The organism is Euzebyales bacterium (genome assembly GCA_036374135.1).
Lineage (GTDB): Bacteria > Actinomycetota > Nitriliruptoria > Euzebyales > JAHELV01 > JAHELV01.
The window spans coordinates 41,286-67,080 of record DASUUK010000031.1; the positions used below are offsets into that span (position 1 = coordinate 41,286).

At 70.7% G+C, this 25,795-nt stretch carries 22 protein-coding genes, 1 tRNA gene and 1 other RNA gene; 18 read left to right on the top strand and 6 right to left on the bottom strand.

Annotation, left to right across the window (positions count from 1 at the left end; all coding sequences use genetic code 11):
- The first annotated feature begins 44 nt into the window (after positions 1–44).
- On the top strand, positions 45–824 hold the full coding sequence (locus VFZ70_04395) for an XdhC family protein (GenBank protein HEX6255030.1): 780 nt from the start codon (positions 45–47) through the stop codon (positions 822–824).
- Here the strand turns inward: VFZ70_04395 and VFZ70_04400 are convergent.
- Positions 810–1,532 (bottom strand): hypothetical protein, encoded by a 723-nt coding sequence (locus VFZ70_04400; protein ID HEX6255031.1) that lies wholly within the window; start codon positions 1,530–1,532, stop codon positions 810–812. The two genes, VFZ70_04395 and VFZ70_04400, sit on opposite strands and share 15 nt — an antisense overlap.
- Entirely contained in the window at positions 1,529–2,740 is a 1,212-nt protein-coding gene (locus tag VFZ70_04405) for an MFS transporter (protein HEX6255032.1), read from the bottom strand. Before VFZ70_04405 ends, VFZ70_04400 begins: the two co-directional genes overlap by 4 nt.
- 205 nt (positions 2,741–2,945) lie before the next feature.
- Between VFZ70_04405 and VFZ70_04410 the strand changes: the two genes are divergently transcribed.
- From VFZ70_04410 to VFZ70_04420, 3 genes are read left to right on the top strand one after another with little or no spacing between them, the layout of a single operon-like run.
- Positions 2,946–4,283, top strand: a complete 1,338-nt coding sequence (locus VFZ70_04410) for a TrkH family potassium uptake protein (protein HEX6255033.1) — start codon at positions 2,946–2,948, stop codon at positions 4,281–4,283.
- Positions 4,280–4,951: a TrkA family potassium uptake protein gene (locus VFZ70_04415; GenBank protein ID HEX6255034.1), complete on the top strand. Its 672-nt coding sequence runs from the start codon at positions 4,280–4,282 to the stop codon at positions 4,949–4,951. The genes VFZ70_04410 and VFZ70_04415 overlap by 4 nt, the downstream gene beginning before the upstream one ends.
- A 26-nt stretch (positions 4,952–4,977) precedes the next feature.
- On the top strand, positions 4,978–5,871 hold the full coding sequence (locus VFZ70_04420) for a hypothetical protein (protein ID HEX6255035.1): 894 nt from the start codon (positions 4,978–4,980) through the stop codon (positions 5,869–5,871).
- Positions 5,872–5,915: 44 nt separating this feature from the next.
- Here VFZ70_04420 and VFZ70_04425 read toward each other — a convergent pair whose 3' ends face one another.
- Positions 5,916–6,860: a YihY/virulence factor BrkB family protein gene (locus tag VFZ70_04425; GenBank protein HEX6255036.1), complete on the bottom strand. Its 945-nt coding sequence runs from the start codon at positions 6,858–6,860 to the stop codon at positions 5,916–5,918.
- A gap of 239 nt (positions 6,861–7,099) precedes the next feature.
- Here VFZ70_04425 and VFZ70_04430 point away from each other — a divergent pair, with 239 nt between their 5' ends.
- From VFZ70_04430 to VFZ70_04455, 6 genes are all read left to right on the top strand, one after another.
- A complete protein-coding gene (locus VFZ70_04430) occupies positions 7,100–8,239 on the top strand; it encodes a cation diffusion facilitator family transporter (protein ID HEX6255037.1) in 1,140 nt (379 codons plus the stop codon).
- The gene (locus VFZ70_04435) at positions 8,236–8,595 is read left to right on the top strand and encodes a metalloregulator ArsR/SmtB family transcription factor (protein HEX6255038.1); all 360 of its coding nucleotides are present in this window, start codon (positions 8,236–8,238) and stop codon (positions 8,593–8,595) included. The genes VFZ70_04430 and VFZ70_04435 overlap by 4 nt, the downstream gene beginning before the upstream one ends.
- Positions 8,596–8,733: 138 nt before the next feature.
- Positions 8,734–9,177, top strand: coding sequence for a helix-turn-helix transcriptional regulator (locus tag VFZ70_04440; protein HEX6255039.1), 444 nt, complete (start codon positions 8,734–8,736; stop codon positions 9,175–9,177).
- A 10-nt stretch (positions 9,178–9,187) separates the two neighbouring features.
- Positions 9,188–9,598 (top strand): VOC family protein, encoded by a 411-nt coding sequence (locus tag VFZ70_04445; protein HEX6255040.1) that lies wholly within the window; start codon positions 9,188–9,190, stop codon positions 9,596–9,598.
- 166 nt (positions 9,599–9,764) lie between these two features.
- Positions 9,765–12,152 carry an excinuclease ABC subunit UvrA gene (locus tag VFZ70_04450; protein ID HEX6255041.1) on the top strand — a complete coding sequence of 796 codons (2,388 nt, stop codon included), beginning with the start codon at positions 9,765–9,767 and terminating at the stop codon, positions 12,150–12,152.
- A gap of 9 nt (positions 12,153–12,161) precedes the next feature.
- The gene (locus tag VFZ70_04455) at positions 12,162–12,674 is read left to right on the top strand and encodes a hypothetical protein (GenBank protein ID HEX6255042.1); all 513 of its coding nucleotides are present in this window, start codon (positions 12,162–12,164) and stop codon (positions 12,672–12,674) included.
- 1,413 nt (positions 12,675–14,087) lie between these two features.
- Here the strand turns inward: VFZ70_04455 and VFZ70_04460 are convergent.
- Both VFZ70_04460 and VFZ70_04465 read right to left on the bottom strand, forming a co-directional pair.
- A tRNA-Val gene (locus tag VFZ70_04460) sits at positions 14,088–14,159 on the bottom strand.
- A gap of 87 nt (positions 14,160–14,246) precedes the next feature.
- On the bottom strand, positions 14,247–16,214 hold the full coding sequence (locus tag VFZ70_04465) for an alpha-amylase family protein (protein ID HEX6255043.1): 1,968 nt from the start codon (positions 16,212–16,214) through the stop codon (positions 14,247–14,249).
- A 142-nt stretch (positions 16,215–16,356) separates the two neighbouring features.
- Between VFZ70_04465 and VFZ70_04470 the strand changes: the two genes are divergently transcribed.
- From VFZ70_04470 to rnpB, 7 genes are all read left to right on the top strand, one after another.
- The gene (locus VFZ70_04470; GenBank protein ID HEX6255044.1) at positions 16,357–17,196 is read left to right on the top strand and encodes a Nif3-like dinuclear metal center hexameric protein; all 840 of its coding nucleotides are present in this window, start codon (positions 16,357–16,359) and stop codon (positions 17,194–17,196) included.
- Positions 17,193–17,933, top strand: a complete 741-nt coding sequence (locus tag VFZ70_04475) for a hypothetical protein (GenBank protein HEX6255045.1) — start codon at positions 17,193–17,195, stop codon at positions 17,931–17,933. Before VFZ70_04470 ends, VFZ70_04475 begins: the two co-directional genes overlap by 4 nt.
- Positions 17,930–18,910, top strand: coding sequence for an ABC transporter ATP-binding protein (locus VFZ70_04480; protein ID HEX6255046.1), 981 nt, complete (start codon positions 17,930–17,932; stop codon positions 18,908–18,910). Before VFZ70_04475 ends, VFZ70_04480 begins: the two co-directional genes overlap by 4 nt.
- Entirely contained in the window at positions 18,907–19,722 is an 816-nt protein-coding gene (locus tag VFZ70_04485; protein ID HEX6255047.1) for an ABC transporter permease subunit, read from the top strand. The genes VFZ70_04480 and VFZ70_04485 overlap by 4 nt, the downstream gene beginning before the upstream one ends.
- A 66-nt stretch (positions 19,723–19,788) precedes the next feature.
- A complete protein-coding gene (locus VFZ70_04490; protein ID HEX6255048.1) occupies positions 19,789–21,525 on the top strand; it encodes a dynamin family protein in 1,737 nt (578 codons plus the stop codon).
- Positions 21,513–23,084, top strand: a complete 1,572-nt coding sequence (locus VFZ70_04495) for a GTPase (protein ID HEX6255049.1) — start codon at positions 21,513–21,515, stop codon at positions 23,082–23,084. Before VFZ70_04490 ends, VFZ70_04495 begins: the two co-directional genes overlap by 13 nt.
- A gap of 25 nt (positions 23,085–23,109) precedes the next feature.
- Positions 23,110–23,479, top strand: an RNA gene (gene rnpB, locus VFZ70_04500) — RNase P RNA component class A.
- Positions 23,480–23,645: 166 nt separating this feature from the next.
- Here the strand turns inward: rnpB and VFZ70_04505 are convergent.
- Positions 23,646–24,650: a PD-(D/E)XK nuclease family protein gene (locus VFZ70_04505; protein HEX6255050.1), complete on the bottom strand. Its 1,005-nt coding sequence runs from the start codon at positions 24,648–24,650 to the stop codon at positions 23,646–23,648.
- Between the two features lie 179 nt (positions 24,651–24,829).
- Here VFZ70_04505 and VFZ70_04510 point away from each other — a divergent pair, with 179 nt between their 5' ends.
- Positions 24,830–25,780 carry a DUF368 domain-containing protein gene (locus tag VFZ70_04510; GenBank protein HEX6255051.1) on the top strand — a complete coding sequence of 317 codons (951 nt, stop codon included), beginning with the start codon at positions 24,830–24,832 and terminating at the stop codon, positions 25,778–25,780.
- Positions 25,781–25,795 lie beyond the last annotated feature (15 nt).

A 25,795-nucleotide genomic window follows, 5' to 3' on the forward strand; every position in this document is an offset into this window, starting at 1 on the left:
GCTGCGGGGTCGTACGCTGTGGATCCGCCGACGAGGAGGCCACCGTGGAGGCGATCGAGGCGCTGGCGCGCGCCAGGCGGCAGGGCAGGCGGGTCGCTCTCGTGACAGTGCTCGCCGTGGAGGGCGACGCGCCGTCGCACCCCGGCGCCAAGCTGCTCGCGGACACGTCCGGTGCCATCGCCGGCACGCTGGGATGCTCCGAGTTCGACACCGCCGGAGTCGAGCTGGCGCGGCAGGCGCTGGCCGGCCGCCGCACCGTCCGTGAGCGGCTGCAGTTCGGCGGCCACGGGCGCGAGCGCGCGATCGAGCTGTTCGCCGAGGTGGTCGAGCCCGATCCGGGGATCGTGGTCGTCGGCGCGAACCCCGTCGGACGGGCGCTCGCCGATGTCGCGATCGCCGTCGGGCGGCGGGTCCGGCTGGTCGCGACGGCGGGGGGCGACGTCGGCGAGCGCCCCGGCATGGAGGTCGTCATCGGCGATCCCGCCGACTACCTGCGGACACAGTCACTGGCACCCACGGACGCCCTGGTTGTCAGCGATCACGACGCGCCGTGGGTGGACGACGTGCTCGAGCTCGCACTGACGGGCGACGCCGCGTTCGTGGGCATGCTGGGCAGTCGCCGGCACGCGCCGGAGGCGGTGAGCCGCCTGCGCGAACGCGGCGTGGATCCACGGGCGCTGGGGCGGCTGCACTCGCCGTGCGGGCTGGACATCGGCAGCCGCACCCCCGGTGAGATCGCGCTGTCGATCGTCGCCGAGATCATCGCGGCCGAGCGCGAACGGGACGGTGGCCCGATGACGATCGACTGGTCAACCCGCGACTGACGTCACGGCCGTCCGTCGGAACGCGCGCGACACGGCCGCGATCACCTCGTCGTCGGATGGCCCCTGTTCGCTGATGTCGGCCAGGCCGACGGCGGCGCCGCAGATCTCGTCGTCGTCCGGGTCGGCGCCGAGCGCGGCCAGCAGCGTCTGCGGACGCCAGCTCCGCAGCAGGCCACACTGCACCATCGCGCCGTGGCGCCGCCGCCGTTGCGCCAGCCCGACGAGCTTGCGCCCGTGCCAGAACACCTCGCCCCGTCCGCGAGTGGCGTAGCAGACCGCCGCCAGCAGCTGCTCGCGGGCGGATCCGCGCCGTCGTGCCGTGGACGGGCCGTCGTGGACCGTCAGCCCGGTGACGCCGAGGTCGCGCAGACCGTCCTGCCACGCCGTGCCCACGTGGTCGAACGCCTCGGTCAGTCGCCCCGATCCCCAGGGATGGCCCGCCGGCAGCAGAACGTCCAGCGCCAGCACGTCGGGCGAGAGCCACACGGCGCCGCCACCGGAGAAGCGGCTGACGACCGCGCTGCCGACGTCACTCAGCCGCACGTTCCCCTGTCCCCGCCCGAGCACGATCGCCGCCGCCGTGCTGCGGTACCAGCGCAGCGTGGGTACCGGCAGGTCCGCCAGTGCGTCGAACGCGGCGACGCCGTCGTCGAGCAGCGTCGCCGCGTCGTCGACCTGCAGGGGCAGGACCCGCCACGCCTCCGTCATGCCGTGGCAACCGCTGTGCCCAACCGCGCGCGTCGGAGCGCGAGCGCCGTCCCGAGGCCGGCCAGGTGGGTGACCGCCGCCGCGATCAGTCCGACCTGGTAGGCGCCCGTCACGTCGACCGACCATCCGAAGGCGGGCGCGCCGACCCCGAGGCCGACGAGGAACCCGAACATCACGATGCCCGAGCCCGCGCCCGCGGCACGCTCCGGCAGGCGGGCGATGACCGCGAACATGCCGACCGAGTTCCACGATCCCGAGCTGCCGCCCAGTGCGGCGGCGCCGAGCCACAGCAGCGGCGGCACCCGTGACGACGCGATGATCGCGCCGACGGCCGCGACGCTGATGGCGGCCAGGATCGCCAGCGTGCGCGGTGCGTCGCTGCGATGCTCGGCGAACCAGCTCCAGCCGATGCGTCCGGCGACGCCGAACAGCCCCGCGGCGGACACCAGCAGCCCGGCGATCCTGGGATCCCATCCGAGCGCGGTGCGACCGTAGTCGGGCAGGTAGGTGAACACCGCCGACCAACCGGCACCCATCAGGAACCCGTACGTGGCGAGCCGCAGCAGGAACGGCGAGCGCGCCAGCGTGCCCCGGTCCATACCGTCGTCGGACCCCGACGGTATGCGGTCGTCATCGCCTGTCGGCAGGATGCGGCGACTGAACGCCAACCCGACGATCGGCGCCAGCGCGGCGAGGAGCAGCGTCGGACGCCACCCGATCGTCTCGGCGCCGAGCGGCAGCAGCGATCCGCCGAGGAACACGCCGACCTGCACGCCGGACTGCTTGATCCCGGTCAGCGCTCCACGCCCGCCGTCGACGCCGTGCAGCGAGATCAGCTTGTTCGTCGCAGGGTTGGCCATGGACTGGGCGCCGCCTGCCGTCAACGCCGCGACCATCACCAGCGCGTAGACCGGTGACAGCGCGATGGCCGCCAACGCGGCCCCACTGAGGCCGAGCGTGACCAGCAGGGCGTTGCGGCCACCGATCCGGTCGCTGATGCGACCCATCGGCGGGGACAGCACCGCGCCGACGACGGCGGCCGTGGTCACCAGCGCGCCCAGTTGCCAGCGCTGCAGGCGGAAGGCGTCGAGCAGGGCACCGGACAGCACGGAGAACGTCGTGAACGCGAAGGTCGACGACGCCATCGTGACGGCCAGCAGCGCGGCGAACCCGGCGCGGTGCGGTGTGGCCCCGGAGGCCGTGGTCACGCCGGACCGCCCGCCGCCACTGGCGGACGCGACAGCGGCGGTCGGTCGCTGGGCATTGCGGCCACCGTACCCGCACCGGTGGCCTGCGACGCGCCGGCGTGCAACCGCTACGGTGCTGACGTTCCCACCCCGTCGTCGCGGCGCGGTGGTTCGACCTGCCGCCGACGCCGGTGGCGCCACCCGACGACGGAGGAGGACGATCACCGTGCTTCAGCGCCGGCGATCGTCGCCCGCGCGCCTGATCGCCCTGTCCTTCCTGGCGGCGATCGCCGTCGGCGCCGTGCTGCTGTCACTGCCGATGTCGCACGCTGACGGGGTCCGCGTCACCGTGCTCGACGCGTTGTTCACCGCGACCAGCGCGGTCTGCGTGACCGGCCTCGTCGTGGTCGACACCGGCACCGCGTTCAGCCGCTTCGACCAGTTCGTGATCATGGCGCTGTTCCAACTCGGTGGCCTCGGCCTGCTGACGCTCGGCACGGTGCTGACGCTGGCGACCGGCCGCCGGTTGGGATACGGCGCGCGGATCCGCATCCGGGAGCAGGTCAGCGCCACCGACCTGGGCAGCGTGCTGTTGCTGGTGCGGTCGATCGTCGTGCTGGTCGCCGTCGTGGAAGGCGTCGGCGCCGTGCTGCTGGCCGGCCCGTTCGTCCGCGCGGAGGGTTGGACGGCCGGCGTCTTCCACGCCGTGTTCCACAGCGTCAGCGCGTTCAACAACGCCGGCTTCGCGCTCTACGCCGACAGCCTGTCCGGCTTCGCATCAAACCCGCTGATGAACGCCACCGTGATCGGCCTGATCGTGATCGGCGGGCTCGGGTTCGTGGTGATCGTGAACCTGATCGGGCACTACCGACCGTCACAACGTGCCCGGGTGACGTTGCACACCCGCATGGCCGTCAGCATCACGATCCTCCTGGTCGCGGCTGCCGCCGTGACCTTTCTGCTGCTGGAGTGGGGCAATCCCGAGACGTTGCAGCCAATGGCGGTGCCCGATCGCCTGCAGGCGAGCCCGTTCCAGGCGGTCACGCCGCGCACGGCGGGCTTCAACACGCTCGACTACGCGAGCATGAACACGTCCACGGTGCTGTTCACCATCCTGCTGATGTTCATCGGCGGCAACCCGGGATCGACGGCTGGCGGCATCAAGACGCTGACGTTCTTCGTGCTGGTGATCGCGGCGTGGAGCGTCATTCGTCGCCGTCCGGACATCTCTGCCTTCAACCGGCGGATCGCTCCGGGCACGGTGGTGCGCGCCGGCGTGATCGGCTTCAGCGGTGTGATGGTGTGCGGTGCGGCGTTGACGCTGCTGGCGATCACCGAACCCGACATCACACTGTCCGCGCTGCTGTTCGAGACGGTCTCGGCATTCGGCACCGTCGGGCTGTCGCTGGGCGCGACCGCTGACCTCAGCCCCTTCGGCCGCATCGTTATCATGCTGTTGATGTACCTCGGTCGCATCGGGTTCATGACGTTCGCGCTGACGCTGGTCGCAGAGCACCCGGCCCGGGAGATCCGCTACCCGGCCGAGGACGTCGTGATCGGATGACCACCAACCAGTACCTCATCATCGGCGCCGGCCGGTTCGGCGCCGCGATGGCAGAGACGCTGTCGAACCTCGGCCACGAGGTGGTGGTCGTCGACAACGACGAGCAGGCGATCGACGCCGTCGTCGACAAGGTCACACACGCGGTGATCCTCGACGCCACCAACGAGGATGCGCTGGCCAAGCTCGGCATCGCCGAGTTCGACACCGTCGTCGTGGCCATCGGGCAGAACCTGCAGGCCAGCATCCTGGCGACCGTGGCCGCCAAGGGCGTCGGTGCGCGCCACCTGATCAGCAAGGCCGACACCGCGCTCACCGCGCGGGTGCTGGCCAGCGTCGGTGCCGACGAGGTCGTCAGACCGGAGCACGACATGGGCATGCGACTGGCACGCCAGCTCGCGACGCCGGGCATCATCCACGCCTTCGAGCTGGGGCAGGACCACCGGGTCGCCGAGGTCGAGATCATCACGCAGGAGCTGCAGGGCAGCCTCGCGGACCTCTCGCTGCCTCGCCGCTTCGGCGTGCAGGTGATCGCAGTGCGCCGCGATGGCGGCCTCGCTGTCAATCCCGATGCCGACTACGAGCTGCTCACCGGAGATCGCCTCGTGGTCGTCAGCGGTCACGACGACTTCGACCGGTTCCACGCCCACGTGTCGAAGCGGCAGACGTGACCGAGGCGTCGTGGAGCGGTCGTGCGATGTCGCTGCTCCGCCGCGCCAGCGGCGTCGCAGGCGATCTGCTGCATCGTCGACGGGTGGTCATGAACCTCACGCTGGGTCTGCTGTTCGCCGGCCTGCTCGTCGACATGACGACCACGCAGGATCTGGTCGTCGCGATCATCTTCAACATCCCGATCGCCGTATCCGGTCTCGCGCACTCGCGTCGCCTCACGACGTGGACGATCGTCCTCGCGCTCGCCGCGAACGTGGCCGCCGCGTACGAGAACGCGCTGGTGTTCTCGCGGTACGACGCGATCACCCTGGTCAACCGTGGCCTGTCGGCGTTGTCATTTCTGATCGTCGGCGGCATGACGCTGTTGCGTGTGGGCGCGGTGGACCAGGTCGAGCACCTCGCGGTCGTGCGTCGGGCCGCGGATCGCGAGCGCGCGCTGCGGCGGTTCGCGACGGATCTCGGCTCGGCCGATGACGCGGACAACCTGGTTGACCGTGCCGCGCTGTCGCTGCGTGAGCTGCTCGAGGCTGACGCACTCGTCATCGCGACGCTCGACGGCGAACGGTTCACCGAGCCGCGGTGGGCCGACGGCAACGCGGGCGATCTGGCCGAGCCCGGGCAACTGGCGTCATGGGCGGTCGACGCGATCCCGACGACGGAGGCGCCGGCGATCACGGTGCGAACCGAGCGCGGGCTGATCACCAGTGGCCGGTGGCGGCGGGCCGAGACCCACGATCTCATCGTCGTGGCCGACCGCCCGCAGGCCGACAAGCCGTCGGTGCTGCTGTGCGAGGCGCTCCACGCGCTCGTGCCCCTGCTCGAACGTGTGGACCGGCAGGAATCGGACGCGCCGTCGACGGTGCCTCCCGACGCCGCGTCGACGGTGCCACTCGACTCGGCCGAGGCCGCGCAGGCCTGACGGCGGCCTCGTCTCGCGGCCGTGGCTGCCGCGCGGGACGCCGATCAGGTGCGCGCACGCCGCCGGCGGTCGATGGCGGCGTTGATCTCGCCGCCGAACAGCACCGCGACGCTGGACAGGAACACCCACAGGACGGTCGCGACCAGGGCGCCCAGCGCGCGACCGACCGAGGTCAGTGCGTCCGTCGACAGCTCCAGACCCTGCCCCGGGTTGATGCCGGCGGCCAGGTAGGCGCGGAAGCCGGCGGCAGCCACCAACCACGCGAGCACGGCGACGACCGCGCCTGGCAGCGAGTGGCGCCACCCCAGGCGCCGTGCGGGCACGAAGCGGTAGACGACCAGCAGGAAGACCGCGAGCACCGCGCCGAGCACCGGCCAGCGGAACACGCCCCACAGCACCGTGAACGTCGAGCTCAGGTCGAACTGCTCCGCCAGCTCCCGTGCGCCGCCCAGCAATGGTCCGAACACCAGCAGCATCACCTGCACGGTGATGACCACCAGCGAACTCAGCGCGAGCACCACCGCGATCGCCCGACGCTTGAGGACCGTCCGCGCGCCGATGGCGTCGTAGGCCAGATCGAGCGCCAGCACAGCGGGCAGGAACACGCGGCTGGCCAGCCACAGCCCGGCCACGAGACCCCCGATCGCCAGACCACCGCGCGCCTGCTCGAGCTGGGCCTGCACGTACGGAGCGGCGACGTCGACGACCAGGTCGGGGCCGAGGATGATCGTCATCACCTCGGTGACCACCCGCTCGGTCTGCTCGACGCTTTCGGGTCCCGCCCACGGCTCGATGTAGCCGAGCACGCCGCCGAACGCCACCGTGAACGGGACCAACGCCAGCGATGCGAAGAACGCCATCTCGGCCGCCAGCCCGGTGATCCGGTGCTGCAATCCTGCGCGCAGCGCGTCGACCAGGATCTCCCACGGGTTGTAGCCGCGCAGCCGCAGTCCCTGCCGTGCGGTCCAGGCATCGACACGACCGCTCATCGTGTCGTCCGTCGTCATGTGCGGGTGCCGTGGACCGCCATGATGCGAGGATACCGGGCGACCATCACACGCAGTAGGGGTGCCCGGTCGTGCGGCGTCCGCGTCGTCCACCTTGGTCGCCCGGGCCGGCATGCCGCCCGACGCGTCGATGCCTGCCAGCCGCCCGACGCCCCGGTCAGCGAGCCACTCGACTGACGATCACGATCCATCCGGTGCTGACACCCGCAGCTCGGATGTCTATGATGCTTATCTGCGCGGATACGAAGATAAGAGAGGCGATGAACAACTCGGGACGCGGACCCGGTGCTGTGGCGGGGGAACGCGGTCGGCACGACGGTGAGACCCCGCATGGTGTCGGCGGAAACGGTGATCACGTCGGCCATGACGCCCACGACAACGGGCACGACACGGGCGTGCGTGCGCGCCTGCTTGAGCTGGTCCGCCCACACAGCCACGATCCGGCCGCCGCGACCGACAGCGCGCTCGAGGCAAGCACGGAGGGCATCCGCGCGGTCAAGCTCTCGCTGCTCGGCCTCGGAGCGACGGCGCTCGCGCAACTGGCCATCTATGCCGTGAGCGGCTCGGTTGCGCTGCTGGCTGACACGGTCCACAACTTCTCGGACGCGCTGACGGCCATCCCGCTGTGGATCGCGTTCCGTGTCAGCCGCCGCGCCGGCAGCGACCGCTTCACCTACGGCTACGGCCGCGCCGAGGACCTCGCAGGCCTGTTCATCGTCGCCATGATCGCGCTGTCGGCGGTGGTGGCCGCGTGGGAGGCCGTCGATCGTCTGCTCGAGCCGCGCCCCGTCGCGCACGTGTGGTGGGTGGCCGCCGCCGGAGTGGTCGGTGCGCTCGGCAACGAGGCCGTCGCGCGCTACCGCATCCGCGTCGGCCGCCGCATCGGCTCGGCCGCACTGGTCGCCGACGGCCTGCACGCCCGGACCGACAGCCTGACGTCGGGTGCCGTGGCGGGCGGCGCGCTGGGGGTCGGACTCGGCTTCCCGATCGCCGACCCCGTGGTCGGCCTGGGCATCGCGACCATGATCCTGGTCGTGCTCCGGCAGGCGGCGCGTGACGTCTTCGGCCGGCTGATGGACAGCGTCGATCCGGCGTTGACCCGACGCGTCCGTGATGTGGCGGCGGGCGTCGACGGCGTGCGGTCGGTCGACGCATCGCGCGTGCGGTGGATCGGCAACCGCCTGCGCGCCGAGCTCGACGTGCGGTGTGACGGGGATGCCACGCTGGCGGTCGCGCACGATGTGGCGACCACGGTCGAGCACGCCCTCGTCCACCACGTGCCCCGGCTGCGGTGGGCCACCGTGCACGTCGGGCCGACCGGCGACGGTCACCACGACGCGATCGCGCACCACGACCGGTGACGACGCCGCCCGACCACGTGCACGCGTTCGCCTATCCGGCGGACGACGCCGTCGACATCGCGGCCGAGACGTTCCGGATGCTCGGCGATCCGACCCGCATCCGCATCGTGCTGCGCCTGCTGGAGGCCGGCGAGCTGTCGGTCAACGCGCTGGCCGACGCGGTCGGCCGCACGCCCAGCGCGATCTCCCAGCACCTCGCCAAGCTGCGACTCGCCCGTCTGGTGGCCACGCGTCGCGACGGCACGACCGTGCACTACCGCATCGACAACGTGCACCTGCGGCAGCTCGTCGAGGACGCGTTGTTCCACACCGACCACGTCGAGCGCGGTCTGGGCGACCATCCTCCGACGCGCTGAGGCGCGCCCGCGGACGTCCGCGCGTTGGGGGACACCTTCAGTGGCGGCGTCCGTGAGCGGCTGGTTCGTGCCGCAGGACACGACGCGCGGCACTCTCCGCGCTGGGCAACCCCGGCGCGACGTGGCACGATCGTGCACATGGCCAACAGATCCGCCAGGGCGCAGCACCTGCGTGACCTCGCGCAGCTGCGCCGCGTGCGCGACCGGATCGACCGGGAGTACGCGCAGCCGCTGGATGTCGAGGCGCTCGCCCGGGGCGCGCACATGTCGGCCGGGCACCTCAGCCGTCAGTTCCGGCTCGCGTACGGCGAGTCACCGTACGCCTACCTGCTGACGCGGCGCATCGAGCGCGCGATGGCGTTGCTGCGTCGTGGTGACCTCAGCGTCACCGAGGTCTGCTTCGCGGTCGGTTGCGCATCGCTGGGCACCTTCAGCACCCGGTTCACCGAGCTGGTCGGGGTGCCGCCCAGCGTCTACCGGCGCCAGGGGGCGCGTGCGACCGTGGGGATGCCGTCGTGTGTGGCGAAGCAGGTGACCAGACCGATCAGGAATCGAGAAGCGCGGGTCGCGGGTCGCTCGTAGGGTGACCGTCATGGACATCACAATTCACCACAGCTTCCTTCCGCAGAACGACCCGGACGCCGCACTGGCCTTCTACCGCGACACCCTCGGCTTCGAGGTCCGCAACGACGTCGGCTACCAGGGGATGCGCTGGATCACGGTCGGCCCGCCCGGCCAGCCGGGCACGTCCATCGTGCTGTTCCCGCCGGCGGCCACTCCGGGCCTGACCGACGACGAGCGTCACACCATCGACGAGATGATGGCCAAGGGCACCTACGCCACGGTCGTCCTGGCGACCAAGGACCTCGACGGGGCGTTCGATCGGCTGCAGGCCGGCGACGCCGAGGTCGTCCAGGAGCCGACCGAGCAGCCGTACGGCATTCGCGACTGCGCCTTTCGTGATCCGGCGGGCAACCTGGTCCGGATCCAAGAGCTGCACTGAGCCCTTCCGCGGTCGCAGCGCCCCGCTCCTGCGCGCAACGTCGCCGCGACACCGCGCACCGGTCACCCACGACGTCCATGTCCGGGTGACCGGTTCGTCGCGCATCAGGTTCGGACGGTGTGCGCCGACCACGTCGTACCGTTGCTGGCAACACATGGAGGGCACGATGACCACGGCCACGAAGGCGGACGCGCACGCGCACGCGGTGCACCCGGCCGACAGCCACGATCTGATCCGCGTGCACGGCGCGCGCGTGAACAACCTCGCCGACATCAGCGTCGAGCTGCCGAAGCGCCGGCTGACGGTGTTCACCGGCGTCTCCGGCTCGGGCAAGAGCTCGCTGGCGTTCGGGACGATCGCCGCGGAGTCGCAGCGACTCATCAACGAGACCTACAGCGCGTTCGTGCAGGGCTTCATGCCGACGCTGGCGCGTCCCGAGGTCGACGTGCTCGACGGCTTGACCACCGCGATCGTCGTCGACCAGGAGCGGATGGGTGCGGACGCGCGCTCCACAGTGGGCACCGCCACCGACGCCAACGCGTTGCTGCGCATCCTGTTCAGTCGGCTCGGGGAGCCGCACATCGGTCCACCCAGCGCGTTCGCTTTCAACGTCCCGTCGGTCAAGGCGAGCGGTGCGATCGCCGTCGGCGGCGGCAAGGCCCAGAAGGTCAGCTTCTCCCGCACTGGCGGCATGTGCCCGCACTGTGAGGGACTCGGCACGGTCCCTGACATCGACCTGACCGAGGTCTTCGACGACGCGAAGTCGCTGGCCGAGGGCGCGATCAAGGTCCCGAACTACACCGCGGACGGGTGGATGGTGACGCTGTACACCGAGTCCAGCTTCCTCGACCCGGACAAGCCGATCCGTGACTACACCGCGCAGGAGTTGCACGACTTCCTCCACCACGAGGGAGCGAAGGTCAAGGTCAACGGCGTCAACCGGACGTACGAGGGCCTGCTGGTGCGGCTACAGAAGTCGATGTTCTCCAAGGACCGCGATTCGCTGCAGCCGCACATCCGACGGTTCGTGGAGCGTGCGGCCACCTTCAAGGCCTGCGCCGAGTGCGGCGGCACCCGCCTGGCCGAGGCGGCGCGGTCGTCGAAGATCGCCGGCATCCACCTCGGTGAGGCGGGTGCGATGCAGGTCAGCGATCTGGCGGCGTGGGTCCGCGACCTCGATGAGCCGTCGGTGGCGCCGTTGCTCGAGGGGTTGGGACAGATCCTCGACTCGTTCACCGAGATCGGGTTGGGCTACCTCGCGCTCGACCGGCCGTCAGGCACGTTGTCGGGCGGCGAGGCGCAGCGCGTCAAGATGATCCGCCACCTCGGCTCCTCGCTCACCGACGTCACCTACGTCTTCGACGAGCCGACGATCGGGCTGCACCCGCACGACGTGGCGCGGATGAACGACCTGCTGCGGGCGCTGCGGGACAAGGGCAACACGGTGCTCGTCGTGGAGCACGAGCCGGAGACGATCGCGATCGCCGACCACGTGGTCGACCTCGGCCCCGGTGCCGGCACCGCTGGCGGCACGATCTGCTACGAGGGGACGGTCGAGGGGCTGCAGTCAAGCGGCACGGTCACCGGCCGCCACCTCGACGACCGGGCTGCGCTCAAGGGGACGGTGCGCGAACCGACCGGTGCCCTGGAGATCCGCGGCGCGACGACGCACAATCTGTGTGACGTCGATGTCGACATCCCGCTTGGCGTCCTCTGTGTGATCACCGGCGTCGCGGGCTCGGGCAAGAGTTCGCTCGTGCACGGCTCGATCCCTCGCGGCGACGGTGTGATGGCGATCGACCAGAGCGCGATCCGCGGCTCGACGCGGAGCTATCCGGCGACGTACACCGGACTGCTCGACCCGATCCGCAAGGCGTTCGCCAAGGCGAACGACGTGAAGCCGGCGCTGTTCAGCGCCAACTCCGAGGGTGCCTGCCCCACGTGCAACGGCGTCGGCGTCATCTACACGGAGCTCGGGTTCATGGACAGCGTCGCCTCCACCTGCGAGGACTGTGACGGGAAGCGGTTCCAGGCGGCGGTGCTCGAGTACACCTTCGGTGGTCGCAGCATCGCTGAGGTGCTCGCAATGTCGGTGGCCGAGGCCATGGAGTTCTTCGGGGCCGGCGCGGCGCGCATCCCGGCGGCGCAGCGGATCCTGCAGCGGCTCGCCGATGTCGGACTCGGCTACCTCCGGCTCGGGCAGCCGCTGACCACGCTGTCCGGCGGTGAGCGGCAGCGGCTCAAGCTCGCCACGCACATGGCCGACAAGGGCGGCGTCTACATCCTCGACGAGCCGACCACCGGCCTGCACCTCGCCGACGTCGAGCAGTTGCTCGGTCTGCTCGACCAACTCGTCGACTCCGGCACGTCGGTCATCGTCGTCGAGCACCACCAGGGGGTCATGGCCCACGCCGACTGGATCATCGACCTGGGTCCCGGGGCCGGCCACGACGGCGGACGGATCGTCTTCGAGGGCACCCCCGCCGATCTGATCGCCGATCGCTCGAGCCTGACCGGCGAGCACCTCGCGGCCTATGTGGGCGCCGACATCTGAGTGGGTGACATGCCAGACGACAGGCGTCCAGATCCCGCCCACGACGGCGCTGATCTTGCCCACAGCGCGGGCGATCCCACCGACGAACTCGCAGTGGCCAGTCGCGGGACCGCTGCATCCGCGCCGACACCGACCGCCGGGTACATGCTGGCGCCGGACGAGGGCGTCGACGGTCGCGGTCCCGAGGTGAAGTGCTCGAACCGGTCGACCGGCGGCAGTCTGGCCATGTACCGCACCGTCGTCGACGGTGACGGACCGCCGCTGCACGCGCACGCGCACGAGGACGAGACGATCGTCGTCCTCGAGGGCAGCATCGAGTGCCAGTGCGGCCACGACACGTGGAGCGGCGGCTGGGACGGTCCTTTCATGCCGCGCGGGTTGTCCCACACCTTCCGCTCGCTCGACGGTCCGGCCACGATCCTGTTCCTCGTCACCCCGGGCCACCTCGACGACTTCTTCCGCCTGCGGGAACGCGCCGTCGACTCCGCCCAGGTCGCCGAGCTTCTCCGACGGTTCCTGTAGCGCGACAACGTGCCCGCTACCGGTCGCTGGCGGCTCGATCAACCACCTCGGCGTGGAGACCGGGACGTCCACCGAGGTCGTGACCACCGAGCAGCGCTGCGGGCCGCGGACTGTCGACCGGTGGCATCGATGCGGCCGAGCGCTGCTACGTACAGAAGACCGAGACGTGGGTCGACGGGTCCCGACGGCACCCGCTGGAAGTGGTCGTTCGGCCAGTCGGCGGTCTGGCCGCGGTTCGGTGAGCCCGCCCGTTCTCGTAGGGATTTCGGGACGGCCATAGCCCGACGCACTCGGGCAGTGCCGAGTGCGGTTGGCGGTAGACGCGCAGCGGGCAGCAGAGATCTTGGGGCGGGTGGACGCCGCCCGCGTGGGCCTTCGCGCCGGACGGGTACGACTCGCGGGTTTCCAAACGATCCTCAGCACCCTCGTACCGAAGGCAGCCGCCGAGTTGTCCCGGTCGCACCCGGAAATCGAGTTGACCTTGTCGATGCTCACCCGGTCGACGGCCTGACGATGCTGCGCTCCGGACACGTCGACATCGCCTTGATCTTCCGGCACGCCGACACTCCGCTGGAGGAGGAAGGAATCAGACTCACCCACCTGTTGGACGCCCCCTGTACCTCGTCAGTGACAACCCCATCCGGACGCCGGGCATCCACACCACACAGCTCACCGACAGCACCCGCCAGATCTATGCCGCCACCTACGGCAACCCGCCGGACCCACCCGCCACGACCGCGCTGCTCGAGATCCTGGCATCAGTGGCGTGACACTCCAAGCCCCGGGTACCGAGCCCACGGTTCATCCCGAACACCGCAGGTTTGCGGCAGCCGGCATGGAGAAACGCGGTCATCTGGCGATCGAAGGAGGGGGCGCCACGGTGCCGAAGCGTCCGAGGCCCGAGTAGCGCAGGCCTCGCCGGACCGACGGGTCGCCACCCGGGATTCGCGACGTTCGGCGTTGCCAGTCTCATTGCGGTCCTTGCGGCGAGGGACCGCAGAAGTGTGCACGTCCCGCACCGTGGGAGAGCCCCCGGACGCCGCTAGACGGCAGACTCTCGGCTGGCCCGGTCGCGGTCACGGCGTCCCGCGAAAGCTCCCACGACAACGAGGCCGACCGCCGCACTAGCGCCAAGAACGGCAAACCCAGCACCCGGGCTCTGGTCGTGGCCGAAGCCGCACGGCACGACGTAGTTGAGGACGGAGAAGCACTCCGGCGGGTCAGAATCGTTCCCGTTTGCAGGAAACAGCAGAAGGAACACGAGCACGCCTCCGAACAGAGCTGCCGCTCCCGTGGCACCGAGGCGCTTCAAGCTACCTCCCTGGAGATCAGACGAAGCTGCCGTACGCGGACGTCGATGGTCGTGCCTGGGGAAACGGATCGGACGGATATGCGCAGGTCAGACGTGGTTTGTGGGGGCGGCAGGTGTCGAACCTGCGACCTCTCGCTTGTAAGGCGAGCGCTCTTCCGCTGAGCTACGCCCCCTCGGGGCCGCTCCAGCCTAGTGCCTCAGAGGAGGACGCCACGAACGCGGAGGGCGTGGGGTGAGCGTCACGCGTGCGCGGAGGAGGATCAGCCGTCGGTGATCCACGCGACCGACAGCGGCGGCAGGTGGATGCGGCCCTCGGCGATCGTGACGTCCCAGACGTCCAGCACGTCGCGGGGTTGGCCCAGCAGCACGCGCCGGCACAGGTCGGCGTCCGCCGACTGCGGGTCGTCGGCGACGTTGGCGAGCCCGAGCATCGTGCCGAAGCGCGGGTGGCTGCGCATCCACGCCAGGACGTGCGGGTTGTCGTGACGCAGCGGTGCCACGGTCGCGTCGAAGTCCTGCAACTGTGGCGTGGTCGCCCGCGCGCGCCCCAGCTGGCGGAAGCTGTCGAACAGGCGGCCCTCGAGCGTGGTCGGGTCGTCCCGGCGCGCGGCCGCGTCCCAGTCCATGCGGGGGCGGTGCATCCAGCGGTTGTCGGCGGCGTGCTCGGGGCGCTCCAGGTACCAGTGGTCGTTGCGCAGCCCGATCTCGTCGCCCATGTAGAGCAGCGGGATGCCGCCCCAGCCGTAGATCACCGCGTGCAGCAGCAGCAGCCGCGAGATCGCTGCGTCGAGCAGTGTCGGATCGTCGCGTTCGAGCGCCTCCTCGAGCCCGGCGAGCGACGCGGCGGTACCCGACGTCCGGGCGTCGCCGGTCGCCGGGTTGAGACCGAAGCGCGCGCCACGGGCGAACGACCCCGGGAAGTCCCCCGCGTAGAAGTCCACGAGGAACGACCGGTGACCGAAGCCGTCGGCGCCCACGGTCGCCGCGTCCTCCTCGGTGATGGTCCAGCCGATGTCGTCGTGACACCGGATGTAGGTCATCCACGTCGTCTCCGGTGGAGGTCTGCGCATGCGCCCCAGCGCGTTGGTGGCGAGGCCGACGTCCCGTGATGCCACCGACGACCACAGCAGGACCATCAACTGGTTGTGGTACGCGAGATCGCATTCGGGCCGCTGGAGGTCGTGCCCGCCGAGGTACTGGACCAGATCGCCGGGAGACACGATCGCCTCGGCCTTGAACAGGATCGCCGGTGCCGCGATCCGCATGAGTGCGCGCAGGGCCTGCAGCAGCAGGTGGGCCTCCGGCTGGTTCTGGCAGTCCGTGCCCATCCGCTTCCAGATGAACGGCACGGCGTCGAGGCGGAAGACCTCGACACCGATGTTGGCAAGGTCGCAGATGATCTCCAGCATCTCCTCGAACACGGCGGGGTTCGCCCAGTTCAGATCCCACTGGTAGTCGTGGAACGAGGTCCACACCCACGCATCGAGTTCGTCGACCCACGTGAAGTTGCCGGGCGCACGGTCAGGGAAGACCTCGGGCAACGTCCGCTCGTAGGCGTCGGGCAGCTCACGATCGTCGTACACCAGGTAGTACTCGCGGTAGTGCTGCTCACCCGCGATCGCCTTGCGCGCCCACTCGTGCTCCCGCGCCGTGTGGTTGACCACCAGGTCGATGCAGAGGCTGACGTTGTGTTCGCGCAACGTGCCGGCCATCGCGTGGAGATCGTCGATCGTCCCCAGCAGCGGGTCCACTGCACGGTAGTCGGCCACGGCGTAGCCGCCGTCGTTGGGGCCCTCGCGCGGTTCCAGCACCGGCATGAGGTGCAGGTAGGTGACGCCGAGCTCGGCGAGGTAGCCGATGTGGTCGGTCACGCCGGCGAGATCATCCGCGAAGCGGTCGGCGTAGCAGACGTACCCGATCATCGCCTCGTCGAGGTACCAGTGCGGGTTGATCTCGCGCGTGACGTCCAGCCGGCGCAGCGCATGTGGTCTTCCAGCCGTCGCGCGCAGCACGCTCTGCAGCAGCGTGTCGAGCAGATCTGCGACGTCGTGGGCGCCGTAGACCTGCGCGAGTGCGTCGTACGCGTCGGCGTACCATCGGCCGGCGCGCGCCATGAACCGATCGGCCATCGCCTCGTCGAGCAGATCGGCAGCGGCCGACGCCCACCGGTCACGTCGTCGTGGCCAGATGTCACGCGCGCGCCGGCGGTGCTCGCTGCTGACCGCCACGTCGATCCGACCCTTTCGTACGGCGCACCGGCTCACAACGGGCGCGGAGTCCGCGCTCGTCCGACAACGGATCCTGCCCCACGTCAGGGGTCGTCAACCGACGCGAACCGCCGGGATGCGGCGTCGGCTAGCCTGTGCGGCCATGACGACCGACCGGCTGGGCGATTGGACCGACCTCGTCGCCGCGTGCTACGCGCCCGAGACCGCTGCCTCCTGGGACGCCGTCGGCCTGCACGTCGGTGATCCAGGCGATCCGGTCGGTACAGCCATGATCAGTCTGGACGTGACTCTGGCCGTGATCGACGAGGCGGTGCGCCGTGGCGCGGACCTGGTGATCGCACACCACCCGCTGCTGTTCCGTCCGCTGGCACGGCTGACACCCGACACCGCACCGGGCGCGGTCGCGCTGCACGCCGCCCGCCAGCGTGTCGCCGTGCTGGCCGTGCACACCAACTTCGACGCGGCCGTGCCCGGCACGACCGAGCCGATCGTCGCCGCGCTCGATCTGGCCGACGTCACGCCCCTTGAGCCCCTGGACGACGATCCCGATCGCGGTCTCGGACGCATCGGAACGCTGGCCGAGGCGACACCGGTGCGTGCGCTGGCCGACCGGCTCGCGCGCGCACTACCGGCTCCGCACCTGCGGGTCGCGGGTGCGCTCGACCGTACCGTCCGCCGCGTCGCTGCCTGCGGTGGTGCGGGCGACGGCCTGCTCGACGCCGCGCGCCATGCGGGAGCGGAGCTGTACGTCACCGGCGACCTGCGTCACCACGTCGTGCTCGACGCCCTGACCCTCGGACTGTCGGTCATCGACGCCGGCCACTTCGCGACCGAGGCGGCGGCGCTGCCTGCGCTGCACGAACGGCTCGCCCGTGCGGCGAGCGCTCGTGGCCTCGGTGCGCGCCTGCTAGCGTCGACCACGATCACCGAGCCGTGGTCGGACTACTGCGCGCACGACGGATCAAAGGCGACCACATCGTGACGAAGGCGAGTGCCGAGCAGCAGCGTCAGCTGCTGCGACTCCAGCAGATCGACACCGACATCCGTCGCCTGGAGCACCGTCGCGCGCACCTGCCCGAGCAGCAGGCGCTCGACGACCGCGCTGCGCTGCTGGACAAGGTCAACTCGGACCATCTCACGGCCAGGGACGAGCTCGTGGCGGTGGACCGCCGCCAGAAGCGCCTGGAACACGACGTCAACGCCGTCGACAGCAGGCGTCGGGCCGAGGAGGGTCGGATGTACTCGGGGGCCATCGTCACCGAGCGCGAGGTCGAGGCGCTGCGCAGCGAGCTGTCCTCGCTCAAGACCCGCAAGCGCGACCTCGAGGACGAGCTGCTCGAGGCCATGGAACGGCACGAGGAGCTGACCGGGACGGTCAAGACGCTGGAGGAGCGCCGCGTCGAGCTGCGTGACGAGGTCACGCCGTTGGAGCAGGCGCGTGACGCCGCGGCCGCCGACATCGATGCCGAGCTGGGCGAGAAGCGGGCCGCCCGGCGAGAGGTCGTCGCCGGGCTGACGCCCGGCATCGTCGGAGCGTACGACAGGTTGCGCGCCCGCAAGGACGGAGTGGCGGTCGCAGAGCTGCGCAACAACACGTGCCAGGGTTGTCACCTGCAGCTGACGGCCGGCGAGCTGGAGGAGGGCCGGGAGATCGGCGAGCTCGGTCTGGCCCGGTGCGTCCAGTGTGGACGACTGCTCGTCGAGCCGGCCGAGGAGTGACCGCTGAACGCGCCGGCGTGGTCGCGCTCAGCGGCGTCACCCGTGAGTTCGGCAGCGTCACGGCCGTCAGAGACCTGACCCTCGAGATCGCGGAGGGCGACGTGATCGGGCTGCTGGGGCACAACGGCGCCGGCAAGACCACCACGCTGCGGTTGATCGACGGCGTCCTGGCGGCGACCCGGGGCACGGTGCGTGTGTTCGGTATGGACCCCGCCATCGACGGCGCCGATGTACGCCGGCGCACCGGCGTCCTGCTGACGCAGCCCTCCCTGGACCGACGGCTGACCGGACGCGAGAACCTCGAGTTCACGGCGCGACTCCACGAAGTGGACCGGCGGCACGCCGGCGACCGCATAGGCGAACTGACGACGTCGTTCCACCTCGACGACCGGCTCGACGACGTCGTCGGCGACTACAGCGCCGGGATGGCGCGGCGCCTCGCCCTCGCGCGGATGCTGCTGCCAAACCCGTCGCTGCTGCTGCTCGACGAGCCGACCGCGACGCTGGATCCGATGGCCGCCCACGGTGTGCGCCAGCTCATCAGCGACCTGGCCCGTGCACACGCCCGGACGGTCGTCATGTCGACCCACGACCTGACCGAGGCCGCGGCGATCTGTGACCGGGTCGCCGTACTGCAGCGCGGCGCGCTGGTCGCACTCGGATCGCCCTCCGAACTGGCGGGACGCGTGGCGGCGCGAGGCCTGCAGCTGCGGGTGGACGACGACGCGCACCCGCGGATCGGAGAGCTTGCAGCGACGATGTCGTACACGGTCGAGCCCATCGAGGACGGTGCCGTGCGCGTCCACGGCGTCGGCTACGAGGACGTGCCGGCGCTGGTGCGCATGCTCGTGGAGGACGGCATCGACATCTACGGCGTCGCGATCGACCAGCCGACGCTGACCGACTTCTACCTGGCGTTGCACGGCGAGGAATCCGACGTGTCGGAGGCGTCCTCGAATGCGGGCGGGCAGCTGTGACCGGTTCGTTCAACCGCTCGGCGGTGCTCGCGATCGCCGGCAGGGACCTGCGCGTCGTCAGGCGCAGCCGCGCGGTCCTGCTGCCCTCGGTGATCGTGCCGGTCCTCCTGCTGCTGGTGCCACCGCTGGTGCTGCTGACGGCCGTCGATGCGCCGTCCGCGCTGTCCGACGAGCTGCGTCTGCTGCTGGCGCGCCTGCCACCGGACATCCCTGCCCTGCCCGACGACCCCGCCCAGCAGGCCGTCCTGCTGCTGCTCGTGTATGTCTTCGCACCGTTGTTCCTGCTGGTGCCGATACTCGTGGCCAGCGTGACGGCGGCCGACAGCGTGGTCGGAGAACGCGAGCGCGGCACGCTCGACGCGCTGCTGCACTCGCCGACGACCGACCGCGAACTGTTCGTCGGCAAGCTGCTCGCACCATGGCTGATCGCCACGGTCGTGACACTGGTCTGCGCGGCGTGCTACGGCGTGATCGCCAACGGGGTGCTCGGCGCCTACGGCCTGCCCGCGGCGTTTCCCAACCGTGTGTGGGTGGTGCTCGTGGGGTTCGTCGCACCTGGGGCGGCCGGCGTCAGCCTCGGCGTGATCGTCGTGATCTCGGCCCGGGTCAAGACGTTCCAGGAGGCGAGTCAGATGAGCGGCATCGTCGTGGTCCCCATCGTGGGCATGGTCGTGGCACAGGTCGCCGGCCTGTTCCTGTTCGACATGGCATTGCTGATCGCCCTCGGCGTGATCCTGTGGTTGCTAACGTTGCTGCTCATGCGCTTTGCTGTCGGAAGGTTTCGTCGCGACCGCCTGATCACGGGCGACTAGCATCGAAGGTTGCCGATCGAGTACCTGCGCCCCGCAGGTCTGTCGAGGACGCAGGTTTGGGAGGACATGGACGAGGCCACCGACACCGCGCCACTGGTCACCGCGCTCCGTGACCTGCGTCAGGTGATCGCGGCGTGCTCGTTCTCGCTGTCTGCGGACCAGGCCCAGGAACGCCGCGCGGAACGGGACCACCTCCGACGTGAGATCGACGGCCTGGTCGCGCGCATCAGTTCGCTCGGGGCGCCGCTGTTGGTGGTGGTCGGTGGCACGACCGGATCGGGCAAGTCCACGATCGTCAACACACTGGTCGGTCGCGCGGTGTCGCGGACCGGCGTGATCCGACCGACGACCGAGAACCCCGTCCTCATCGTGCACCCGGTGGACGCCCACTGGTTCACCGACGACCGGGTGCTCGCGGACTTCGTGCGGGTCGAGTACGAGGGCCGTCGGTCGGGCCGCGACGCCGGCGAGAACGCCGCGAGGTTGGAGCTGATCCGCGACGAGGACATCCCCCTGGGGCTGGCGTTGGTCGACGCGCCTGACATCGACTCGATCTCGGCACGCAACCGCGAGATCGCCGATGCACTGCTCGATGCCGCCGACGTGTGGCTGTGGTGCACCTCGGCGGCCAAGTACGCCGATCACGAATCGATGCGCTACCTGATCCGAGCCGGCGCGCGGCGGACCGCGATCGCGGTCGCCCTGACCCGGGTCGACGCCGAGAACGTCGACGAGTTGGCGGCGGACTTCAACGACAAGCTCGCACAGAGCGCGTCGATCGAGCCGGAGCTGTTCACGGTCGAAACCGCGCGGGTCATCGACGAACGCCTGCCACGCCCGGTGGTCGGCAGCATCGAACGGTGGCTGCGCGAGCTGTCCGGCCCGCTGGTCCGTCGCTCGCGTCGCCGGCAGACGATCGAGGGTGCGCTCGACATCATGACGTCCGACGTCGCCGGGTTGATCGAGTGGGTGCGCGACGAGACGACCACGCTGGGTGTCCTCAACGACGTGATCAACCGGGCGATCGCCCAGTCGCGCCGGGACTTCGGCGCGGCTCTCGACGACGGGCGCGCGCTGCGTGACGAGGTCGTGCTGCGCTGGAACCGGTTCGCTGGCAGCAGCGGCATGCTGGCGCTCGTCGAGCGCGCGGGTGAACGCGCGAGCACTTGGGCGCGCAGCCTGATGGGCACGCTGGGCGGTGAACGGGCCGACGAGGAGGAGGAGGTCCGGCAGGCGGTCGCGACCGACGTCGCCGATCTGGCGTACCAGTTGCTGGAGCTTGCGTCGGGGCGCATCGTCGACGAGTGGGGGACGGTGCCCGCCGGCGGTGAACTGCTCGAGGACAATCCCGAGCTGTCCGAGCCACCACCGGACCTCGAGGCGCGGACCCGCAAGACCATCGACGAGTGGCAGGCGACCGTGGTGCGGCTGGTCGAGACCAAGGGCGCCAAGCGCCGCCTGCGGGCGCGGTGGCTCACCGCCGTCATCAACGCGACCGCGACCGGCGCGATCATCGCCACGCTCGCGCAGACCGGTGGGCTCACCGGCGCCGAAGCTGGCATCGCGACCGCCGCGGGCGCCGCCAACCAGGCGCTGTTGACGCGGGTGCTGGGTGCCGCGAACATGCGATGGTTGATCGGTACGGTGCGCAGCGATCTCGAGAAGCGCTTCACCGAGCTGGTCGCCGTGCACCGTCGCCGCTTCACCGCGGTGCTCGCCGCGGCGGCGCCGTCGCCCAAGTTGATGGATCAGCTCGACGAGCGCGCAGATGCCGTCCAGAAGGTGCGGTCGTGGGTGAACTGACCAAGAACGACACCGGGAAGGGCCTGGCGCCACGCCTGCATGCCCTGGAACGCGCGGTCGACTCGGGCCGCGGCATGATGCCCGAGGAGGTCGTCGACCGGGCCACGGCGGTGCGCGTCAACGCCGGCGAGCGACTGGCGCGGGGCGATGCCGCGATCGTGGTCGCGCTGGCGGGCGGCACCGGCAGCGGCAAGTCGACGCTGTTCAACGCGCTCGCCGGTGAGGACGTCGCTGAGGTCGGTGTGCGCCGGCCGACGACGACCGACCCGTTCGGACTCGTGGTCGGTGACATCGAGGGCGCGGACTCGCTGCTCGACTGGCTCGATGTCCGCAAGCGCTTCACACCCGAGAACAAGATCGGTCTTGATTCGGGACTGATCGTCCTCGATCTCCCCGATCACGATTCGATCCGCATCGACCACAAGGCGACGGTCGACAAGCTCATCCGGCGCGTCGACGTGCTGCTGTGGGTGCTGGATCCGCAGAAGTACGCCCAGGGCATCCTGCACCGGGGCTACCTGAAGGATCTGCGCCAGCACGCCGAGGTGCAACTCGTCGCGTTGAACAAGGTCGATCAGCTCGTCGCGGCCGAGCGCGACGCGTGCGTCACCGATCTCCGGCGCATCCTGGCGGGCGAGGGACTCGGCAAGGTCGAGATCTTTCCGATCTCGGCGACCGAGGGCACCGGCATGGGCAAGCTGCGGGGCGCCCTGTCGGAGATGGCGAACCGCCGCACCGCGGCGATGCAGCGCATCGACGGCGACCTGCGCAAGACGGCCGACGACCTCGCCGCGCACATCGGCCTCCCGCCCGAACATGCGCTCCAACCGGATCCGCTCGTCGACGTGGTCGCGTCGGCGGCGAGGGTCGAGGATCGGGCGGCGGCAGAGGCGCAGCGGTACGCGATCGCGGCCCGCCGCGCGACCCGTCCGCCCCTGCTGCGGGCGCTGGCCGGGATCATCCCGCGCCGGAGGCCGTCGTCGACGTTCGCACTGGAGGACTTCGACCCCGACGCCAACGACCCGTCGCCGGTCGCCGTACAGCACGCCCTGCAGGAGCTGAGCGTCGAGTACGGACGCGGGCTGACCAGGCCGTGGCGCTCGCGCCTGCGCGAGGTCGCGCTGGACGCCAGCGGACCGCTCCAGCGGATGACCAGCGATGCGCTCTCGCGCGTGACCGCGACGCCGCCACGGCGCAAATGGTGGCGGCCGGTGTCGCTGTCGTGGGGGCTGTTCGAACTGCTCGCCGTGATCGGCGTCGTCTGGCTGGCTGTGCTGGCGGCGTCGACCTACCTCGAACTGCCGATCGACGACACGCCGGAGGTGGCCGGCATATCGCTACCGATCGGCCTTGCGGTCGTCGGTGCCGTGGGGTGGCTGATCTTCCGACTGGTGCGCGAACGCGTGATCGCCACGGGGGCCCGGCGCTACGCGCAGTGGGTCCGCGAGCAGTACCACACGGAGATCGCCAAGGCGGTCAAGCAGGCGATCTCGCCGCTCGCGCTGGAGATCGCCTCGTACCAGCGGCTGGTGCAGGATCTCCGCGCCGTCGTCGGCTGACCCGACGGCGGATATCCTGGTGCCGGGAGCCGGCCAGGCGACCGCGGCGGGTTCATCGCCCGCCGAGGAAAGTCCGGACTCCACAGGGCAGGACGCTGGGTAACGCCCAGGCGTGGCGACACGCGGCATGTGCAACAGAGAGCAGACCGCCGGTGGCGGCGCACGCCACCACCGGTAAGGGTGAAAGGGTGCGGTAAGAGCGCACCGGCGTCGGCGGTGACGTCGACGGCCAGGTGAACCCCGTCCGGAGCAAGGCCAAGCAGGTGCGTTCGCAGGTGGCCCGCCGAGCACCAGGTAGGCCGCACGAGGTCGACGGCGACGTCGATCCCAGATAGATGGTCGCCCCACCGCGATCGCGGTGCTGACAGAATCCGGCTTATCGGCCGGCTCCCACCCTTGTGCTTGCGCGTCGCTCGACGCGGGCGTTGCCGGACGTTGACGCACGAGCGACGTCGTTCGGACACGGGGAACACCGTGCACCGTGTCCGTCGTGTCCGATCCGCATCGCTCGACGCCGTCGTCGATCGCGGGCCGTCCCGGCCGACCGGCACCCGCTGTGCGTCAGTCGGTGGGCGCCCCGCCGTCGAGGTCGAGCGCCATCTCCTCGCCCAGGTAGCGCGACACGATCTGCTCGAGCTCGGCGATGCGGGCCTCGTCGCGCGCACGCCGCCGCCGCAGGCGTTCGAGCTCGACGACGGCCAGGCCGGGGACGTCCGGACCGTCGCCGTCGAACGCCGGACACACGCCGCGGTAGTCGCACCAACCGCACAGCGGTGACGGGCTCGGGTCGAAGTCCTGGGCGGCGATGCTGCGTGCGACCTCGCGGAACCGCTCGAGCGCCGCGTCGACGTCGATCTCGGCGCGGTCGACCGTGACGCGTAGGCCGGGGACGACGAAATCGAGCGCGACCCACTCCGGTTCGCGGCCCCACAACTCGCGCGCCGCCAGCGTGTAGATCGCCAGCTGCAGACTCGACGCGACCTCGCTGCGGCTGCGCGCCCTGCGGTTGGTCTTCCAGTCGACGATGCCCAGCCCACCGGACGCCGTGCGGGCCACGTGGTCGATCGACCCCCGTGCGGCGACGCCGTCGCCAAGGTCGAGCTCGAACCACTGCTCGCACGCGACCGCCGGCCGGTAGTCGGCCGCGTAGCGCTCGTGGTGGCGCGCCAGCACATCGCGCGCGTGGCGGTACCAGACGAGCTTGGTCTCGCGGTCCATGTCGGCGAACCCGGTGTCCTCCCAGTGCTCGTACAGCGCCCGGTAGAGCACCTCGACCGGCGGCGGTGTCGGCAGCTTCTGGCTCCACCACACCTCGAGCGCGGCGTGGATGGCCGATCCCCACGACAGGTCAGGGCTCGGCGTCGACGGCAACTTGTCGACGTAGCGGAACCTGAACAGCAGGGGACAGCGCTCGTACGTGTCGACCCGGGAGAAGGACAGCCGGATCTCGGGATCCCGCGGCGGCGGGCTCGGCATGCCCGGGAGTGGTTCGGCCGCGTGCACGAGTGTGGGTGCGGACGGCGCGGCCGCGCCGTCGGAGACCGTGCTGGACGTGCTCGGGGCCATGGCGTCATGCTAGCCACCGGGCGGTGTACCGTGGCGGACGTCCACACCGCGTGGGCGGCCCGTCGGCGCCGATTCGGCTACGCTGCGCTGCGGCGTCGTCGGGCGGGGCGCGAGCGCGCGGATGTGACGCCGGGACGTCACCTTGTGGCACCCACGTCGACTTCATCGGATGGCAGGACATGACCGCGAACAACCAGGTCGTCGACGGCACCGGCTCCGCCCGGCGCTCCCGCTCGGCGTCGACCATCACCCACGGCCTGCAGGGCATGCTGATGGGTGGCGCCGACATCATCCCCGGCGTCAGCGGCGGCACGGTCGCGTTGGTCCTCGGGATCTACGAGCGGCTGATCGACAGCATCCACCGGGTCGCGTCGGCGCTCGGATCCGTGCTCCGCAGTGACCGGGACGCCGCCGCCGAGCACTGGCGGCGCACCGAGTTCGGGCTCGTCATCCCGTTGGGCGTCGGCATCCTGGCGGCGCTGGGCGTCGGCAGCCTGGTGTTGCCGTCGCTCATCGAGCACTACCCGATCATCACCTCGGCGGTGTTCTTCGGCCTGATCGCCGGTGCGTTGCCGATCCCGTGGCGGCGCATATCGGAGCGTCGCGGCATGCACATCGGCCTCGCCGCCGCCGGCGCCGTCGTTGCGTTCGTGCTCGCGGGGCTGACGCCGTCGACCGTCAGCAATCCCGCGCTGCCGCTGGTGTTCGGCTCGGCGGTGGTGGGGATCTGCGCCATGATCCTGCCGGGTGTCAGCGGCGCCTACCTGCTGCTCATCATGGGGATGTACGAGCCCACGCTCGAGGCCGCCGGCAACCTGGACATCGGGTACATCGCGGTGTTCGCGGTCGGGGCGATCACCGGCCTGGCCCTGTTCTCCAAGCTGCTGGCATGGCTGTTGGACGCGCACGAGGACGCGACGATGGCGGTGCTGGTCGGTCTGATGGCCGGCTCGCTACGTCGGCTGTGGCCCTGGCGGACCGAGGAGGGCGTGCTGCACGCTCCCGGCGACGGTGGGGAGATCGTGCTGGCGGTCGTCTGTGCGGCGATCGGCCTGGCTGTCGTCACCGGGCTGGCGATGATCGGTGACCGGGCCGAGCGCGACCGTGCGGGCTTCGGATCCAACGCGTGAACGGCGACCCCGGCT

Coding starts and splice junctions, on each gene's coding strand:
- VFZ70_04400 (HEX6255031.1), bottom strand. CDS start 1,532: ATGACGGAGGCGTGGCGGGTCCTGCCCCTGCAGGTCGACGACGCGGCG.
- VFZ70_04415 (HEX6255034.1), top strand. CDS start 4,280: ATGACCACCAACCAGTACCTCATCATCGGCGCCGGCCGGTTCGGCGCC.
- VFZ70_04420 (HEX6255035.1), top strand. CDS start 4,978: ATGTCGCTGCTCCGCCGCGCCAGCGGCGTCGCAGGCGATCTGCTGCAT.
- VFZ70_04425 (HEX6255036.1), bottom strand. CDS start 6,860: ATGAGCGGTCGTGTCGATGCCTGGACCGCACGGCAGGGACTGCGGCTG.
- VFZ70_04430 (HEX6255037.1), top strand. CDS start 7,100: ATGATGCTTATCTGCGCGGATACGAAGATAAGAGAGGCGATGAACAAC.
- VFZ70_04440 (HEX6255039.1), top strand. CDS start 8,734: ATGGCCAACAGATCCGCCAGGGCGCAGCACCTGCGTGACCTCGCGCAG.
- VFZ70_04445 (HEX6255040.1), top strand. CDS start 9,188: ATGGACATCACAATTCACCACAGCTTCCTTCCGCAGAACGACCCGGAC.
- VFZ70_04450 (HEX6255041.1), top strand. CDS start 9,765: ATGACCACGGCCACGAAGGCGGACGCGCACGCGCACGCGGTGCACCCG.
- VFZ70_04455 (HEX6255042.1), top strand. CDS start 12,162: ATGCCAGACGACAGGCGTCCAGATCCCGCCCACGACGGCGCTGATCTT.
- VFZ70_04470 (HEX6255044.1), top strand. CDS start 16,357: ATGACGACCGACCGGCTGGGCGATTGGACCGACCTCGTCGCCGCGTGC.
- VFZ70_04490 (HEX6255048.1), top strand. CDS start 19,789: ATGGACGAGGCCACCGACACCGCGCCACTGGTCACCGCGCTCCGTGAC.
- VFZ70_04505 (HEX6255050.1), bottom strand. CDS start 24,650: ATGGCCCCGAGCACGTCCAGCACGGTCTCCGACGGCGCGGCCGCGCCG.
- VFZ70_04510 (HEX6255051.1), top strand. CDS start 24,830: ATGACCGCGAACAACCAGGTCGTCGACGGCACCGGCTCCGCCCGGCGC.